The following is a 17,802-nucleotide window of genomic DNA, read 5'->3' as shown; positions in this document are numbered from 1 at the left end:
ATGCAGTTGGTACGATGAGCATTAAAAACATCAAAAGGGCCTAATTTTCATTAGACCCTTTATCTTGGCGTTCAACTGCACAGTAATTTTCTGTTTCTGATTGTTTCCTCTTTTTTGTTTCGTCATCCAAATGTTTTTCGGGCAGTTGGATCTATTACTGTACTACGTCATTTATCGTTTTATATTTTCCTGATGAAAATATGATTGTTATCATTTGGTATAGTAAGAACACCGGTCAGATAAAATAGTTCAAAATATTTATTTTTAAATTCAGTTGAGTATAAATATGATTTTAAGATCGACTTTCTTTTTTCTTTAGTTCTTTCATGAGGTCTTCAAGATAGTCAGTTTGCACTTCCTGAATTTCTAGTAACATCTTATTTTGATGAACCAGTAGATGGTCAATTTTATCACTTAATAATTTTATTTCCAATTCTGCTTTCAAATTGATTTTATAGTCATGCTCACCTCTTAGACGGTCTTTCTGTTCTTGCCTGTTTTGACTCATCATAATAATTGGAGCTTGAATGGCAGCTAGACAGGAGAGTAATAAATTGAGTAAAATAAAGGGAAAATGATCATTAACTCCCTATAGTTCATATCCGCTCTTAATTATTGTGGAGATCATTTTAAATTGTTCTTTCGCTATAATTTTATGTTTAGCATGAGCGGGAATGATAATACTTTCGCCAAGTTTCAGCATGTTTATTTTATCATCAATAGTTACTGTTGCTAAACCATCAATAATCTGTATGTAAATATCAAATGCGCAAGTTTCATCCTTCAGCTCGCTCCCGATATCTAAAGCGGTAGCAGTAATGCTACCCGTTGTTTTATTTAAGATGGTGGTGTTTACGATAGCGTTTTTTGCATAGTTAACCATTTCAACGGTTGAATGTACTGCACCTTTGTCTAATTCGATGTTACGCTTCATTTTAATTTTTTATATATATTATTGGGTAATGAAAAGAGTTAAAGAAAAATCAATCTATTTAGTTTTCATATAATTATAAATAAAAGATAGCGATATAAATCAAGACAAAGCTTCTTTAAATTTTGTATCGAGTTATTATACAATTCATTATTTTTATGGTATAATTAGTAGGTTAAATTCGCCGAAATTTATAAATCTTCTAAATTTCTGCGCTGTCTATTGGGCAGGTTTTTGAAAAAAGTGGGCGTAAGTCCTGTAACTTTTTTAAATTGTTTCGATAGATGGGAAACACTGCAGTAATGCATTTTATAAGAGATTTCAGTTAGATTGAGCTCATTATATATAATCAGTTCTTTTATTTTTTCGACTTTGTGAAGTATGATAAAATGCTCTATCGTTATACCTTTTGTTTTTGAAAAGAGCTCAGCTAGATAGTGGTAGTTGTGTTGGAGTTTTTCACTTATAAAATCAGAGAAATTTACATTTGGCAATTCATCTGCATAGTGAATTGTTTCAATAATAATATTAACTATCTTTTCAATAAGGAGGGCTTTTTTATCATCCATTAGTTCCAGTCCTGATAGATGTAAAGCTTCTTTGAGGCTGTTCTGAAGTGTTTTTGAAATAGGTTTTACTAATTTTACTTCGCCTAGATCTATTTGACTGAATTCAATACCTAATTTCTCCAGTTCAGACTTTACCATCATTTTACATCGAAGGCTTACCATATTTTGAATAAATAATTTCATGCCATTCAGGGTCAGGTTAGGAGTGTTTTTTTGAGAAAAGTAATCGTACAAATATGTAAATGGTTATATTTCGTTAATGATTGTGTTTTAGTTCCTTAACGATGCTTTCCGATTTTGAATTAGTGCAGTCTTAAGTAATATCATACTTTTCATTTCAGCAACTCGGCTATCCACTCTATATACAATACATTTTTCTTCATTTTGTTTTAATTACTTGATTGTATACCAGCGGATAAATAAATCTTGAGAAGAAATAAATCAAATTTAACAACCTACCAATTATACCACAAATATTCTTAAATGTACAACTGATATGGGTTTATAAAATAGAACTTTATGCTGATCAATAAGTGAATTATTTTAAAAAATAGCAGATGAAAACAGATGCAGTATTACAGTCCGATGTCCAAAAAGCAATCCGGTGGGAACCGCTGCTGGACGAGGCGGAAATCGGTGTTACGGTCAAGGATGGTGTGGTTACACTTTCAGGCTATGTGGACAGTTATGTAAAAAAAATGGAAGCTGAAAATGCCACTAAGCGTGTTATTGGGGTCCGTGCATTAGCAGAAAATATAAAAGTAAAATTTGCACGCTCTTTCTCAAAAACTGATGGCGAAATTGCGTCTGAGGTACTTCTTGCATTAAAAAGGAACTGGTCCATTCCCAGTGATAACATTACTGTAAAGGTTGAAGATGGCTGGGTTACATTGGACGGGGAACTAAAGTGGAACTATCAGAAGGAAGCTGCGCAACATGCTGTTCATGATCTTGCAGGAGTAAAGGGTGTCGATAATAACATCAGAATCAAATCTAGCAGGCATGATGCAATTGAGAAAAAAGATATTGAACATGCACTTAAAAGAAGCACCATAGACGATAGCAAGATCAAGGTTTCAGTTTCTGATGATGTGGTTACATTAAGTGGGACAGTTGATTCGTGGTATCAAAAAGGAGAGGCTGGTCGCATTACTTGGAACACACCCGGAGTTTGCCATGTAAAGAACGATTTGGATATCGACTACGAAATGGACTTCAGCTAAACATTTATTAAGTAGTAAAAGGGAGTAAAGATATTAATTCTTGCCTGTGATGACAGTCAATTTATAACGGGCACGACTCAAGTGATCGATGGAGGCATGTGCGCGCAGTAATTTAAAGATCTATCTGGATACGCATCAGGTTTGTAGTCCTGTAAAAATAGTTGTAAGAGTTTTAAAAAATAGAGATCATGTCAATTCAAACCATAAATCCTTCCAATAATAAAGTCATAAAAACCTATTATGAAATGAGCGGGATAGCTGTGGAAAAAGCAGTTGAACAAGCAGCACGTACATTTCATGAATGGAAGAAAACGGATTATAACGTCAGAGCACAACTGCTCCATAACGTTGCTGGTCTGCTCCGTAAAAATAAAAAGAAACTTGCAAAATTGATTACTTTGGAGATGGGTAAATTGCTTATTCATGCAGAAGGAGAAATCAAGCTGAGTGCTGAAATTTTTGATTATTATGCTATAAATTCGGCAAATATGCTGGCTGATAAAGTACTGAATCCTGTTCACGGTAAGGCTTTTATAAGAAATAGCCCTATTGGGGTATTGCTAGGTATTCAGCCCTGGAATTTTCCTTTTTATCAAGTAGCTCGATTTGCCGCACCAAATATCATGCTCGGAAATACGCTATTGATAAAACATGCATCTATTGTACCTCAGTGCGCATTGGCTATTCAAGATATATTTATGCAGGCCGGTGCTCCAGATGGATTGTACACTAATCTTTTGATTTCCAAAGAACGGATAGCGGCGTTGGTTGCAGATATAAGAGTCAAAGGAGTATCGCTCACCGGTAGTGAAAAGGCAGGGGCAAGCGTAGCGGTAGAAGCAGGCAAACACATTAAAAAGTCACTACTTGAATTGGGAGGGAGCGATGCATTTATTGTACTTGAAGATGCTGATATTGAAAAAGCTGTGGAATGGGCTGTTGTAGGAAGGATCAATAATAATGGGCAATGTTGTGTGGCGTCCAAGCGGTTTATTGCTGTAGAAAGTATTGCCGATGAATTTTTAGAAAAATTTAAAATTAAAATGGCCGCATTGGTCGTGGGTGATCCGATGGATGTGGACACAAACTTAGGTCCGCTATGCACAGAGGAAGCTGCCGTAAAACTCGTCGATCAGGTAAATAGAGCGGTTGAAGGTGGCGCAAAAGTTCTGTTGGGAGGAAAAAGACCCAATAGAGAAGGAGCTTATATGGAAGCTACTATTCTCACCGATATAGCACCGGGAAACCCGGCTTTTTACGAAGAATTCTTTGGTCCTGTCGCACTTTTCTTTAAAGTAAAGAATGAAGAAGAAGCCATTGCATTAGCAAATGATTCACCTTTTGGCTTAGGAGGTTCTGTATTTACGCAGGATATTGAAAGAGGGAAACGTGTAGCTGATCAGATTGATACCGGCATGGTCTTTATTAATCATCCCACCTGGACACAGGCAGATCTGCCATTTGGTGGAACTAAAGGTTCGGGATATGGTAGAGAAATGGCAGAATTGGGATTACAGGAGTTTGTAAATAAAAAACTGATCAGAATAAGTGAATTGAGTGACCCGTTTTAATGAGTAGTTATAATCTTTAAAATAAGATTCATGCCTTTCGACAAAGCGTTAATCATTCCGAATTCCTGAATTCATGAGGTGTCACACCGGTTTTCTGCTTGAAAAGACGTGTGAAATGTTGCTGATAATTGAATCCTAGTAGATTGGATACTTCACTGATCTTTTTGTCCTTGTCAAAGAGCATAAGTTTGGCCTCACTGATCACTTTGGATTGGATATGATCTAAAGCTGTTCTACCAGTTTCCTTTTTAATCATATCGCCGAAATAATTGGGCGATAGATGCAATTGATCTGCGCAGTAACTAACGGTCGGAATGCCTAATGTTTGCGGTTTTTCGGATCCAAAATATGCATGCAGTAAATTTTCAAATCTGCTGAGTATATCCTTATTTACGTTGGTACGTGTTATAAACTGGCGGTCATAAAAACGCATACAATAGTTAAGAAATAGCTCGATATTAGAGACAATCAGGGTTTTGCTATGTATGTCAATATTCAAATCAATTTCATAGGCTATTTTATCAAAACAATCGTTAACGATTGCCCTTTCCTTTTTTGAAAGGTGCAGGGCTTCATTCACCTCGTAAGAAAAAAAACTATAATTTTTTATCTTCCTGCCAAGATCAGTGTCTGAAATCAGATCTGGATGGAATACCAATGCTTTGCCCTGTGGTTTGATGATTTTACCCTTACTGTCTATACCGTAAACCTGACCGGGTGATATAAAAACTAATGTGCCGTCTTCATAATCATAAGGCTGATTGCCATACTTCATATCGCCACATTTGATGTATTTTAAAAAAATGGCATACACACCCATATACCTCTTGAAATATTGATATGTCGGCATCGTATCGAAATCAACCACACTGACCAAAGGGTGAAGGGTGTCAACTCCCATCGCATCATTGTATTGCTTTACGGTATCAATTCTTTGTATCTCATCCATAATTTTGAAGATTAATGTAAACAAATCTAATAAATCAATAGATAGGATTAAGATCTGATCATGTGAATCGGTAAAACTGGTAAATAAAACCGTGTTTTATATAAAATAGCCAAACATATAATAGGGAACTTTGTGTAGTATATGAAGCCGGTGCACGTATTTTACTGGTGAAGCGTATCTACCGACATTATAAATAAAAGATAAGGATAAGGATCATACAGCTCATAAAAACTAAAATAATGGACAAAAACAAACTGCTAAAATCGGTACTGGTTTCTGTACTCTTAATAACGATATCTATGGTATATGCACAACAAAGCTCGCCTGCCGACAAGGCGCTATCGAGCCATCAACAAGGTTTAGTAAGCATTGCTGCTTTAACAGCAACAGGAAATGTGGAGCAGCTCAAAATAGAACTCAACAAAGGATTAGAGGCTGGTCTTACCCGAAATGAAATCAAAGAGGCATTAGTACAACTTTATGCCTATACTGGTTTTCCCAGAAGTCTGAATGCGATTCAGGCGTTTATGGCTGTAGTTGATGAAAGAAAAGCGAAAGGAATTGAAGATATAGACGGTAAAGAAATTGTTGTAAACAATATAGCAAAAGATAAATATGAACAGGGACGGAAAGTACTGGAAGAATTGACAAAAACAACACAGGCAAAACCTGCCCCGGGCTTTGGGGAATTTGCCCCAAGAATCGATGCGTTTTTAAAAGAACATTTGTTTGCCGATATTTTCGTAAGTGAGGTATTGACTTATCAGCAAAGAGAGCTGGTAACGATTGCTGCACTAGCATCGATGTCCGGAGTGGAAGGTCAGCTACAGGCTCATATCAACATGGGAAAGAATACGGGTATCAGTGACCATCAGTTGGAACAGCTTGCATCACTGATCGAAATGAACGTTAGCACCACACAGGCAAATACCGTAAGAAAACTAATTGAGATCCCTTTGGTTCCGGTAATAAAGCCAGATATGCTAATCCGTATCTCTGAAATTGAGATACATCCTGAATTTTTGGAAGAGTATAAAGCTATATTAAAAGAAGAGGCTTCTGCTTCTGTTGCCATTGAACCCGGTGTGATTGCTATTTTCCCGATGTACCAGCAGGAAGACCAGACACAGGTTCGCATTATTGAAATCTATGCAGATAAACAGGCATATCAGTCACATCTGAAGACACCTCATTTTGAGCATTACAAAACAAGCACATTGCCTATGGTAAAAACGCTAAAGCTCGTTGATATGACAGATGTTGATCAGGATGCTATGATGAGAATCTTTAAAAAATTGAAATAGGATATATAGGATATAGATGTATGCTATAACTATTGATATATGCTATAACTATTATTGAAATTACGAAAATATAATATGATGAAGACAGGTCGATTTAGTTTAATTATTCTTTTTTTACTGTCAGCTTCTTTAGCAGTAAAGGCACAAGATGTCAGCGATAGTTCAAGGCTGAAAAAAGAGCAGGCAAAAGCTCCGGAGACACAATTTTTTGGTAAGGAAGCATTCGATAAAAACAATAAAACAACATTGCGGTGGTTAGGAATGGCGGGATTTTTTATAAATAGCAGAGGGACGACATTCATGATCGATCCGGTGTTAGAAGGGTTTGATATGCCCGTGTTGATTGATTTCCCTATAAAAGCAAAAGATGTACCTTCTTTAGATGCGGTACTTATAACGCATGCAGATGGAGATCATTTTAGCCTTCCTACCATTAATAAGTTGAAAGATGTTACTCAAATTTTTCACTCTACCATCTACGTTGATTCACTGATGCAAAATGAAGGGTATCCTACTAAGGGTCATAACATCGGAGACAGCTTCACTGTTGGACCTGTAAAAATAAGACTAACTGCTGCTGACCATGCGTATCAAAATGAAACCCCCGGGATGAGTACCAGATGGTTTAAAAATGAAGATGCCTGTGGTTTTTGGATAGAAACACCTGATGGTACTTTATGGGCGCCTGGTGACTCTAGACTATTACCTGAACATTTAGAATATCCTGCTTCAGATGCCATTCTGTTTGACTTTTCCGATAGCGAGTGGCATTTTACAATGGAAGGAGCGCTTAAAATTGCAGAAGCTTACCCTCATACTCCTTTATTGCTCAACCATTGGGGATCGGTAGATGCCCCTGATTTTACACCTTTCAACGGAGATCCCAAAGAATTGAAAAAACGGGTGGTCAATCCGGATCGGGTATTTGTTTTAGCTCCCGGAGAACCGTTTAATTTGTCAAAACTTAAAATTGAGGATATCAAATAATAGCATGTAGTGAATGGTGTAGCTACTAACTTACTGGAATAGGGTGGTAAGATTTAATATTTAATTCCCTGATGGTTAATAATGAAAAATAAATTTGGGTCATAGCAAGATATGCTGTGACCCAAATTTGTTTACTCAAATTAGTCTGCATGTTAAGCATACTTTTACCAGTTTTGATTGATATCGACTATGCTTCGCACTGTGGTTAATACGCAACTCCTGTGTAAATACCCTAAATCAATGCTTTACTGAACTATCGATGCATCGACCTGTTCTTTTTCTATAACTGTTTAATCAACTAAAATATTCATTATGGAAAATAACTTAAACAACCCGGATATCATCAACGACTTAATAAAGATTAATAATGACCGCATAGCAGGCTATAAAAGGGCTTTAGATCTTGCTCATGGTTTAGAGCTTGACACCCTGCGCCAGATATTTGCAAATAACATCTTGCAATCTGAAGGCTTTATTGAAGAATTGACACCCTATGTGCTTAGAGAAGGGGAGCAACCTACAGAGGAAACCATGTTAAGTGGTAAGCTGTTTAGAATGTGGATGAGTATTAAGGGAAATATTGTCGGAAACGATAGGCATAGCCTGCTTGAAAGTTGCGAAAAGGGAGAAGATGCGTTTAAAGAAACGTATCAAAAAACCCTTGAAGAGCATGTTAACGATTTATCAATGGATGTCTGTAATAAATTGTTAGCCCAATTGAATAAACAATCTGAATCGCATAAAGAAATTAAAAGTTTGCGCGATAAGGTCCCATCTTAAATGGTAGTATGATAAAAAACGAAACTACATCTTTCTTTACTACAGCGTAAGAGTTGAATAAGCTATTAGATTGCTGTCAATTAAATACCCGGTCTTGCCGGGTATTGTTGTTTTAAATATAAATGCGCTCTTAATCTTGTAATAGCGCTAATGCGGTCTCATTACCTTGTTGGGCAGCCAGATCTGCCACCGATAAGCCTCTGCTGTCCAGAATACTTTTATTGGCACCTCGCTCTAATAAAAGCTGCAGGATGTCGTTTCTTCCAAACATAGCCGCAAACATGAGCGCAGTACCGCCATTTCCATGTTGCTGATCGAGATTAGCGCCATGACTGATCAACAGTTCTGCAATATCTTTATAGCCTTTAAATGACACACCCATCAGTGCACTGTTGCCTCCGTTATCTTGGGCATTGACATGTGCGCCTGATTTCAGTAATAATTGTGCAGCTTCATATTGGTTATTGTAACAGGCAATGATAAGTGGACTAAATCCTTTGTCATCTCGACTATTCAGATTTGCTTTTTGGCGAATGAGTTCTTCCAGTACTTCGATGTTGCCTGCCCGTGCGGCATGAAAAATAATGTGCGCATCCTGTATCATATGATTTTTATTTAAGTCTGTCTTTTTGTTTGAGTTTTACGTCGTATTTGCTTTGTTCAATATAACCCTGCGTCGAAAATGCTACGTTATAGCTTCTTATGGCTATACGTGTGATTTTTTTATCGCAGGGAATACCTAATCCTGTGCATAGCAATAACAATCTAGATTAGATTTAGTTGTCCCTAAAAATTAAATAACAGCATTCTTAAAAGATAGATCTTCATCCCGATGACCTTCTGATCAGGATAGGTTTTGGCATATGTTTTATAAAAAACAGTAACTATACTTTGTAATTGTGATTTATTACCAATTATTCGTGTTAATACTTGAAATCAAAGTAACGGTGAACTCCTGTTCCGATGGGTTGTTATCCTTGTACAAATATTTTATTAAGTAACTCAATGTATTATGGAAAATCATTTGAACAACCCAGAAATTATCAATGACCTGATAAAAATTAATAATGATCGGGTGGAAGGTTATAAAACAGCATTAGATCTTTCGCATACACTAAGTTTGGATAGCTTACAGCAATTATTTGCAAAATATATCTTACAATCACAGCATTTTATTGAAGAGCTGAAACCTTTTGTCGTTTTGGAAGGTGAACAACCGACCGATGCCACTATGCTGAGCGGTAAACTGTTCAGAATGTGGATGAGTGTGAAAGTAACCATTGCAGGTAATGACAGAAAAAGTTTATTAGAAAGTTGTGAAAAGGGCGAGGATGCGTTTAAGGACACGTACAAAAAAATTCTCCAAGAGGATAATGATCAATTGTCTATCGAAGTGAAAAATATACTTTTAAAGCAGTTGGATAAACAGCTGGAGGCACATGATGCCATTAAGATGTTGCGTGACGAGGTAACGTTGTAAATAATGGATGTTTAATCTCGAAACAGTAATCTCCGCTGAATAAGCGATCAGCATTACGATCATAAAAATACCCGGTCATACCGGGTATTTTTTTTATTTTAACGTTTTTCAGCGAAACCTCTGATGATAGCCCTCCATAGGAAAACATCTCTTGCAGCCAGAGAACTTGACTATGCATCCGTGTTGATTTTTCACAAGTATGTCGGTATAGCGTAACTCTGATCTTGCTATGTATTCGTATCGTGACCATAGCAACTTTAGATTTTTGAAAATATCCAGAGTTATATTTTAAGCATAAACCTTTTTGCAATCCTTATGCTGTTAGTTTTGCACCTGTTTTTGCTCCGAAGCAGGGTAGCGGTCACCAATAATAGTAATGTTTGCTACTGTTGTTTCAAGCTCATTCCATTCTTGCTGAGAAAAAGTGAAGTCCAGCGTTCTGATGTTTTCTTCTAGATGTGAAACCTTGGTCGTTCCGGGGATAGGAACAATATATGGGGCTTTCTGCAGCAACCATCCTAAGGCTACTTGTGTAGCGGTGATTCCTCTTGTATGTCCGAATTTGTTGAGTTCCTCCACAATTTTAAGGTTTGACCTGATCGCTTCGGGTGTAAACCGTGGCAGGATATTACGGTTATCGTTGCCTGAATTGAAAGTTGTGTATTCGTTGATTGCGCCTGTCAGAAAACCACGGTTTAAAGGGCTGTATGGAACAAAACCGATTCCCAATTCTTCGCATATAGGCAAGACTTCTTTCTCAACTTCACGCCACATCAAATGGTATTCACTTTGTATGGCTGTAACTGGCTGAACCGCATGTGCTTTGCGGATCGTATCTGCACTAACTTCGCAAAGACCAAAATGTTTTACCTTTCCTTCAGCGATGAGGTCCTTTACCGTTCCTGCTACATCTTCAATAGGTATGTTAGGGTCTAAACGATGTTGGTATAACAATTCGATCACATCAATTTTCAAACGTTTCAGCGATGCTTCCACCATTTCACGGATGCGTTCGGGTTTACTATTTGGCTGCGCAGGCATCTCGTTTATTTTATTTCCGGCATAGTTGAAACCGAATTTTGTGGTAATGGCAATTTTGTCCTTAAACCCGCTCAATGCTTTGCCCGCTAATTCTTCGTTGAAAAAAGGTCCGTAAGTTTCTGCCGTGTCAAATAGGGTAATGCCGCGCTCCACCACTTGATGAGCCAGTTTTATCATTGCTTTTTCATCGGGATGTGGACCACGGTGGTAATTCATTCCCATAACGCCGAAGCCTAATGCTGAAACTTCCATTGCAGCACTTCCTTTTCCTAAAGTACGGCGCTTGGTCATAACGGGCATTGTATTTTCGTATTGATTCTCGTCTGAACTTGTTGTTTTCTGCTCTTCACCTGCACAGCTTGATACTAATACAGTAGGAACGCAGGCAGCCGCTCCGAAAAGGGCGGCACTCTTTAAGAAATCCCGGCGGTTGGACGGGTTGTTGTTCGCGTCATTCTGAAGTTCTGTTTTGTTACTCATATCTTTATTTTTTGTTGCTTAAATACTTTTATTGAATACTGTAACCCCCGTCCACGACCAACGTATGACCTACTATAAGGCTTGCGGCATCACTGCATAGGAATACCACGGCATTTGCAATCTCTTCGGGACGTCCCAAGCGACCGACAGGTATTGCAGCTAACATCACATCCAGTGCTTCCTGCTGACCGCCTGCCATCATTTTTTTTCCATAGGGTATGAATATCACCGGGACAAATGGAATTGACACATATGCCTTGTGCTGCACCAGTAAGGAGAACAACTTTATCTTGCATTAGTTTCATCATCAATTTTTATTAAACAATACGATTAAAATGCTCTTAGGGTTTACCGCTATTTTCGATTACGCTTTTCCTTGTGCAATACAAAGATCTTACCTTATACCTAAATAATACTTATACAAACCACGGATTGTACTACCATTTTCACTGTTTCACACGAAATTGCATCGATGGAAAGAAATATTGGGTAAATTTGTATTGAGTTTTAAATGCAAAAAAATGGATGAAGTTTTAAGAATTGATACGGTAAGCCAGCACGATGCTTTTTATCATAAGGAGAATTTGCATCCGTTGGTAAGTATCATGGATTTTGATGGCAGAGTGCCGGAAATCTATGCTTCTAAGATGAATTTTGGCTTTTATGCAGTGTACCTGAAAGAAGTAATGTGTGGTGATATTAAATATGGTAAAAATACCTACGATTATCAGGACAAGACATTGGTATTTGTCGCTCCTGGGCAAATCATCAATGTGGATATTAACAAAGATTATAAGCCTCAGGGCTACGCTTTGTTATTTCACCCTGATCTGATAAGGGGAACATCTTTGGGTAGGCATATTGCTGATTATACATTCTTTACTTATCAATCAAACGAAGCCTTACACTTGTCTGAGAGGGAAAGAAAAATTGTTTTGGACTGTTTCGATAAAATCAGTTATGAATTGGAGCGTGGTGTGGATAAGCACAGCAAAATGCTGATTGTTGATAATATTGAACTCTTCTTGAACTATTGCATTCGTTTTTTTGACCGTCAGTTCATATCGCGAAATGAAGTCAATACGGACTTACTAGCTCAGTTTGAAAAGTTATTGCACGATTATTATCAATCGGACAAACCGCATACGATAGGTTTGCCGTCTGTTACCTGGTGTGCGGAGCAATTAAACCTTTCTACCAATTATTTCGGTGATCTGATAAAAAAGGAAACAGGTAAAACTGCTTTGGAATATATCCAATCGAAAATTACGGATTTGGCAAAACAAAGAATATTGGATAATCAAAAAAACATTAACGAGATTGCTTACGAACTGGGGTTTAAATATCCGGCACATTTTACAAGGGCTTTTAAAAAGAATACCGGTTATACTCCTAATGAATATAGAATGCTGCATTGACGCATTACGATCATAAAAATACCCGGTCATGCCGGGTATTTTTTTATTTTAACGTTATTAGCAAAAGCTGAATTAAATTATTTCAGGCTTGTTAATGCTTTGGAATTTCTCAATAAAAAAACATATTGAAAATAATCTGTTGTAAAAGTGTCCTTTTGAGGAACAATATTTTCACCAAAAACTCTCGATTTTATACTGATTAGGTGTTGCGATTTTAGAAAGGGTGAGTTCTCTGAATTTAACTTAAATAGCGTAATTGAATTTGGTTTACTCAATTCTTTTAAATCATTGATTCCCTTTACAAGTTGTAATGGACCATCTGCATTACTCCAATCCACTCGTTCATTTTCTGGCGTGGGAAATTGCGGAATTTTAGGAAGGTACATTTCGCTGTCTATGGTATAGCTAACAAAACTCGTGGTTTTTATACCCGATTTTTTTAGTTCAGAAGCGAATGTTTGTTTTCCATTTTCAGTTGTGTTTTGCAATACATGGAAATAACCAAAAAGACCGTAGAATTTTTCATTTTCAAGTTTTAAATGCTTGATGGAATTCTTAAAATTAATGACCATTGCCGAATCTCTAGCTACTTTTGAATGATCATCAACATTCTTGTCAACTCCTATTACTGTAATTCTTGATGAGTCGGTTAGTTGTTGATTATAATCGTAAATAGCATTCCATTTTTCCAAAAGCTCCTGACTTGATTGTTGCGGAATTCTATTACGGATTGCCAATACAACGTCCTTTAAAGTTTCTTGATTTTTTAAGCTATCTGTCAGGAAATTATTCAGTTTTGCAGCTGTTATGCTATCCATTTCTGCAATGTAATATTTAACACCCACTTTTTTATTTAAGAAAAAAAGCAACTCCCTGTCCAATGTCTGATTGTCAGCGTAGCCATGAATTTCTCCCAAAAGGAAAACCTTTGATTGATAAAAATCATCATCAAATAATTTGTCATTAATTGAATTTGTGATTTCCGTACTATTTTTCATCAGATAGCTTATATTATCCTCATTTTTAGATTCTAAAAATAATTTATTGCTGATAAAAAAATATAAGATAAACAGCACGCAAATACTTAAAATAGTAATCGATGTGAATTTAAGGACTTTTAAAAATTTCTTCATGTGTATTTTGGTGATTTTTTGGTTCAAAAGTATTGTCAATGAAACGAATACTCAAAACGAATTACTGATTGTTGTTTAGTCTATAATTGTGATGTGGTTAAAATTACCGCGAACGGTTTAAGGCTTGGGGTTTGTGTTTATTTGTTTCATTTTAGGTTTAATAATTCTATAATTTCTTGCGCTGACAAATGTATGATTTTTGAATTTTCTTCACACACTTCGAGCTCTAAAAAATTATTATCTGTCCAAGGTTTAGCGCTACAAGTTCCATCTTGATATTTGTCTGCAATAATTTTATAAAGATTTTTAACAATACTGTCAGCATAATTTTTCAATCTATTGTCGATTACGTATGATTTAGTTACTGCCGGTTATCGTATAAGACATTATACACAAATATCTAAAAGTTTTACTAAAATGGGAAATCAAATAGTAATCCATATGTCTGTACGCAGATCGCTACAAAATTCAAAAAAAAGTAACCGTGACGGAAACAGATATAAATAAAGTTTGTTAAGCTATTATGATCTTAAACTCTTCTAAAATTCCCTTTCGTTATATGTTTAACAAAGTTAAAAGGGAAGTGGCTTTAGTGGCCATTTTTGGCTTAATATTTAATGGATTGACTTATATTTTGCACGATAAGCTTCCGGATATGCCCTTGGGGGTTCCTGCATTTTTAGGTACCGCAATATCGGTTTTATTGTCTTTTAAAATGAGTCAATCGTACGAAAGATGGTGGGAAGCACGCAAAGTATGGGGCGCTATTGTCAATGACTCCCGGTCGCTCGTTATCCAGATGCATAGCTATCTCGCTCCTGAATATGCAGGGGTGATAAAGGATATTGCTTATAAGCAGATTGCCTGGTGCTATGCATTAGGGGATTCACTTCGCGACCTCAACCCGTTAGCAAGACCATTGGAATTGACGCAGGATGAACTTGATCTATTGCAACAGCATCGCAATGTGCCCTTGGCAATTACCCAGTTGCAGGCGCTTGCTATCAAGGATCTGTCCGAAAAGCAGGCAATTCCTGATTTTTTCCGTGTTCAGTTGGATCAAACCTTGGTCAGGCTGGTGGATGCGATGGGTCGGGCTGAACGGATCAATAATACGGTATTTCCGGTTACTTACCGCCTTTTCCTTCATGGAGCGATCTATCTCTTTCTGATTACCCTTTCGATCGCGATACAGGATGTCAGTCCGATTTTCGAAATTCCGCTATTGGTGCTGATCGCAGCATTGTTCTTCCTGGCAGATAAGACGGCCTATAATCTACAGGATCCTTTTCGCAATCGACAAAGTGATGTGCCCGTAACCGCGATATCCCGTAATATTGAAATCAATATCAAACAATTGCTTGGAGAAGAGCATATTCCTGAGCCCTTGAAGCCAAAGACATTTTTTATACTGTAGTGGTGGGAATAGGAGTTCGAAGATCAGGAAAACAGTTCCTAGGATACGGAGTTAGGAAGATCAATTAAAGTATTGAAAAAAATAGCTATAAAAGCAAGCATCGGTTGGTGCTTGCTTTTTTTTGTGCATTGCCACCTTTCCAAATCATCTTAAAGAATCAATGCCGTAATTACGGACAATCCGCTAAATTTTTGTCCCGCAGGCTTTTTATATGATCATGAGCCTGAAGCTGTAGTATCGCCTGATGCCGAATAAGATGTTCTGCTTCTAATGTCAGCACTTCTTTTTCTTCTAAAGTGTGATGATACACGCGCTTGTAGATGTCTTCTCTTTTTTCGCAGTCGTTTAAGATGCTCTGGATCGTATTCTCCACAAAACTATTCTTCAGATCCAGCCACATGTTGCGTAATTTACTCGATATAGTTGTGCTTAGCTGTGGAAATTCGCTTGCCTCATAAACAAAGGGTTTGAGGTCTGTAATAAATTGTTCAGACTGATCCCGGTATTGCCTAAGGTACTTATCAATATCGTTGTGCGTATCTTTTGGTAACAGTTCAATATATTTGGTATAACCCGCAATTCGGTCATTATTGGCCTCTACTAAATTATTTAACAGATAGGCCTGTTCCTGCAATAAATTTTCCATAGTATATCCGCTTAATCTTTATCTAATAGACAATCTAAAAGGCTTTTAGTTCATAACTTGCACATCAGTTAAATGCTAAATTGCTCAATTTAGTGCTACATAATCTTTGTTACGCCATCTGATTGATCTCACGCATTTTTAAGAATTTAATCGTTATGCCCATCTGCCCGAGATGGTAGAGGTCATGATTGATAAGACCTGTTACCAAATACTTATGATCATGCGGAAATGCATGACCTGCATAAGGGTAAGGTGCAGCTAGAAATACATCGTCTTTCCCCTCTAAGAAATAGATGACGCTTTGCTGTGATGTATAAAATTCTTTTAGCAGGTTATCCCATCCTTTTTTGGCGAGCTCCGAATTGGTTCGCCAATTTGCCGAATCGGTCATTTCAAGTCCACGGGGATTTCCTTGGAGACGGCTGAGGACTTCCTTTCGCCATTCGATCAAATGCGACATCAATTCGGCGATGCTGTGCATGTCCGGAAGCGGACGCTCGAACGCTGTCATTTCATTTACTTCAGTAAGCTTCTTTTCGAAATTTTCATCGATCCATAGATCAGCACTTTCGATATCTCGCAATTGCTGCATCATATTAGTTATCAGTACTTTTTCCATGATTTTCGTTTTAAGTGGTGAAATACTAACTGTTATTACCCTACCTGCATCGGATCTCGACCCTCTAGCAAATATCAGTATTCATCTTATGTAGGCTCCTTTTAAAGCCTTGATATTAAAGAGTACACTAGATAGTCCACTTTTGTTCTCTAACCGGGATAATAATGTTTTTATTTCAATACCGTTGTCGGTCAAACTTTGGTGAGCGGTGTTTGTTTTAATGTGAAGTGATCATAATGATATATGCTAAGTCATGATTAAAATAGCAACCTATAATATCAATGGTATTAATGGCCGTCTACCTGTATTGCTTCGATGGTTAAAGGAGGAATCTCCTGATGTCGTTTGTCTGCAGGAATTAAAGGCTCCACAGGAGCGTTTTCCTATACAGGCTATTACCGACGCTGGTTACAAGGCAATATGGCATGGTGAAAAAAGCTGGAACGGTGTTGCTGTGCTTTCTAAATACGATATCACAGAAGTCTCACGCGTATTGCCTGGAGATGAAGACGATACCCATAGCCGATACCTAGAGGTTATTGTCAATCAGCTCGTGATCTGCTGCTTGTACCTGCCTAATGGGAATCCCTATCCGGGACCAAAGTTCGACTATAAAATGAACTGGATAAAACGGCTAACCAAGCGTACTAAGACCTTGTTAGCGATGGAGATTCCCGTCATCCTTATTGGAGATTTTAATATCATTCCGACGGAGATGGATACATATAAACCGGAAAAATACATCGATAATGCTTTGTTCAGAATTGAAGTCAGGAAGGCATTTGAGCATCTTATAGCTCAAGGATGGCTGGATACTATCCGGAAATTATTTCCGGATCAGAAGGTATATACCTTCTGGGACTACCTGCGGCATGCTTACAGCCGCAATGCCGGTCTTCGTTTGGATCATATTTTACTTAGTCCCTTATTGGAAGATAGACTTTTAGAAGGCGGAATCGACCGGCATGTAAGAAGCTGGGAGAAAACAAGCGACCACGCACCGGTCTGGATATGTTTAAAAGAAAAATAGGGTGAAAGCTATTCGTATTTCACTGAATGAGCTCATGAAAATAGGTAAACCGCAAGAAAAAGGTGGTGATTATAACGGCGCTTTAAAAAGCGATCGGGCAATAATTGGAAAAGTCAAAATAGTACATCTGCAGCTCTCAGTCATAATTTAGCGAAAGCATTGGGTCTCGTCGATGATAATGGTTTTCCTATTTACGAAGAACCGCAAATAATGCGCTGGCGTAA

At 37.4% G+C, this 17,802-nt stretch carries 18 protein-coding genes and 1 pseudogene; 9 read left to right on the top strand and 10 right to left on the bottom strand.

The genetic code is table 11. The features are described 5' to 3' along the window. Positions 1-292: 292 nt before the first annotated feature. The 3 genes and pseudogenes from FHR29_RS06535 to FHR29_RS06525 all read right to left on the bottom strand — a co-directional run. Positions 293-568: pseudogene (locus tag FHR29_RS06535) on the bottom strand (DUF1003 domain-containing protein); the annotation flags it as partial. Positions 569-589: 21 nt separating this feature from the next. Then, complete coding sequence (locus FHR29_RS06530) at positions 590-934, bottom strand: cupin domain-containing protein (protein WP_183913197.1); 345 nt, start codon at positions 932-934, stop codon at positions 590-592. A 188-nt stretch (positions 935-1,122) separates the two neighbouring features. Then, complete coding sequence (locus FHR29_RS06525; protein WP_183913195.1) at positions 1,123-1,683, bottom strand: AraC family transcriptional regulator; 561 nt, start codon at positions 1,681-1,683, stop codon at positions 1,123-1,125. Positions 1,684-2,057: 374 nt separating this feature from the next. On the opposite strand from FHR29_RS06525, the gene FHR29_RS06520 reads away from it, so the two are divergent. Then, a complete protein-coding gene (locus FHR29_RS06520; protein ID WP_183913193.1) occupies positions 2,058-2,723 on the top strand; it encodes a BON domain-containing protein in 666 nt (221 codons plus the stop codon). Between the two features lie 188 nt (positions 2,724-2,911). After that, positions 2,912-4,294, top strand: coding sequence for an NAD-dependent succinate-semialdehyde dehydrogenase (locus tag FHR29_RS06515; RefSeq protein WP_183913191.1), 1,383 nt, complete (start codon positions 2,912-2,914; stop codon positions 4,292-4,294). Between the two features lie 52 nt (positions 4,295-4,346). Here FHR29_RS06515 and FHR29_RS06510 read toward each other — a convergent pair whose 3' ends face one another. After that, entirely contained in the window at positions 4,347-5,243 is an 897-nt protein-coding gene (locus FHR29_RS06510) for an AraC family transcriptional regulator (protein ID WP_183913189.1), read from the bottom strand. Positions 5,244-5,482: 239 nt separating this feature from the next. Between FHR29_RS06510 and FHR29_RS06505 the strand changes: the two genes are divergently transcribed. The 3 genes from FHR29_RS06505 to FHR29_RS06495 all read left to right on the top strand — a co-directional run bounded on the left by FHR29_RS06505 (position 5,483) and on the right by FHR29_RS06495 (position 8,314). Further along, on the top strand, positions 5,483-6,547 hold the full coding sequence (locus FHR29_RS06505) for a carboxymuconolactone decarboxylase family protein (RefSeq protein WP_183913186.1): 1,065 nt from the start codon (positions 5,483-5,485) through the stop codon (positions 6,545-6,547). Between the two features lie 75 nt (positions 6,548-6,622). Further along, positions 6,623-7,534 carry an MBL fold metallo-hydrolase gene (locus tag FHR29_RS06500; protein ID WP_221197811.1) on the top strand — a complete coding sequence of 304 codons (912 nt, stop codon included), beginning with the start codon at positions 6,623-6,625 and terminating at the stop codon, positions 7,532-7,534. Positions 7,535-7,846: 312 nt separating this feature from the next. Then, positions 7,847-8,314 (top strand): PA2169 family four-helix-bundle protein, encoded by a 468-nt coding sequence (locus tag FHR29_RS06495; protein ID WP_183913184.1) that lies wholly within the window; start codon positions 7,847-7,849, stop codon positions 8,312-8,314. A 130-nt stretch (positions 8,315-8,444) separates the two neighbouring features. On the opposite strand, the gene FHR29_RS06490 is transcribed toward FHR29_RS06495, so the two are convergent. Further along, complete coding sequence (locus FHR29_RS06490) at positions 8,445-8,918, bottom strand: ankyrin repeat domain-containing protein (RefSeq protein ID WP_183913182.1); 474 nt, start codon at positions 8,916-8,918, stop codon at positions 8,445-8,447. A gap of 408 nt (positions 8,919-9,326) precedes the next feature. Between FHR29_RS06490 and FHR29_RS06485 the strand changes: the two genes are divergently transcribed. Next, positions 9,327-9,794 carry a PA2169 family four-helix-bundle protein gene (locus FHR29_RS06485; RefSeq protein ID WP_132839969.1) on the top strand — a complete coding sequence of 156 codons (468 nt, stop codon included), beginning with the start codon at positions 9,327-9,329 and terminating at the stop codon, positions 9,792-9,794. 321 nt (positions 9,795-10,115) lie between these two features. Here FHR29_RS06485 and FHR29_RS06480 read toward each other — a convergent pair whose 3' ends face one another. Continuing rightward, on the bottom strand, positions 10,116-11,126 hold the full coding sequence (locus tag FHR29_RS06480) for an aldo/keto reductase (protein WP_221197810.1): 1,011 nt from the start codon (positions 11,124-11,126) through the stop codon (positions 10,116-10,118). A gap of 217 nt (positions 11,127-11,343) precedes the next feature. After that, positions 11,344-11,517: an SDR family oxidoreductase gene (locus FHR29_RS06475; RefSeq protein WP_183913178.1), complete on the bottom strand. Its 174-nt coding sequence runs from the start codon at positions 11,515-11,517 to the stop codon at positions 11,344-11,346. Between the two features lie 319 nt (positions 11,518-11,836). Between FHR29_RS06475 and FHR29_RS06470 the strand changes: the two genes are divergently transcribed. Next, positions 11,837-12,733, top strand: a complete 897-nt coding sequence (locus tag FHR29_RS06470) for an AraC family transcriptional regulator (RefSeq protein WP_183913176.1) — start codon at positions 11,837-11,839, stop codon at positions 12,731-12,733. Between the two features lie 77 nt (positions 12,734-12,810). On the opposite strand, the gene FHR29_RS06465 is transcribed toward FHR29_RS06470, so the two are convergent. Further along, a complete protein-coding gene (locus tag FHR29_RS06465) occupies positions 12,811-13,731 on the bottom strand; it encodes a hypothetical protein (RefSeq protein ID WP_260291922.1) in 921 nt (306 codons plus the stop codon). A gap of 694 nt (positions 13,732-14,425) precedes the next feature. On the opposite strand from FHR29_RS06465, the gene FHR29_RS06460 reads away from it, so the two are divergent. Continuing rightward, positions 14,426-15,283: a bestrophin family protein gene (locus tag FHR29_RS06460; protein WP_260291921.1), complete on the top strand. Its 858-nt coding sequence runs from the start codon at positions 14,426-14,428 to the stop codon at positions 15,281-15,283. Between the two features lie 169 nt (positions 15,284-15,452). Here FHR29_RS06460 and FHR29_RS06455 read toward each other — a convergent pair whose 3' ends face one another. Together FHR29_RS06455 and FHR29_RS06450 are read right to left on the bottom strand one after the other, a co-directional pair. Further along, entirely contained in the window at positions 15,453-15,929 is a 477-nt protein-coding gene (locus FHR29_RS06455; RefSeq protein WP_021191750.1) for a PA2169 family four-helix-bundle protein, read from the bottom strand. A 109-nt stretch (positions 15,930-16,038) separates the two neighbouring features. Then, on the bottom strand, positions 16,039-16,548 hold the full coding sequence (locus tag FHR29_RS06450) for a DinB family protein (RefSeq protein WP_183913173.1): 510 nt from the start codon (positions 16,546-16,548) through the stop codon (positions 16,039-16,041). Positions 16,549-16,801: 253 nt separating this feature from the next. On the opposite strand from FHR29_RS06450, the gene xth reads away from it, so the two are divergent. Beyond that, positions 16,802-17,578 (top strand): exodeoxyribonuclease III, encoded by a 777-nt coding sequence (xth, locus tag FHR29_RS06445; RefSeq protein ID WP_221197808.1) that lies wholly within the window; start codon positions 16,802-16,804, stop codon positions 17,576-17,578. The last annotated feature ends 224 nt before the right edge of the window (positions 17,579-17,802 follow it).

This window comes from Sphingobacterium sp. JUb56, assembly GCF_014191365.1.
In the GTDB taxonomy this organism is placed as follows: Bacteria; Bacteroidota; Bacteroidia; order Sphingobacteriales; family Sphingobacteriaceae; genus Sphingobacterium; species Sphingobacterium anhuiense.
Note: the sequence above shows the minus strand (reverse complement) of the source record. Positions and strands in the feature narration are given on the sequence as shown.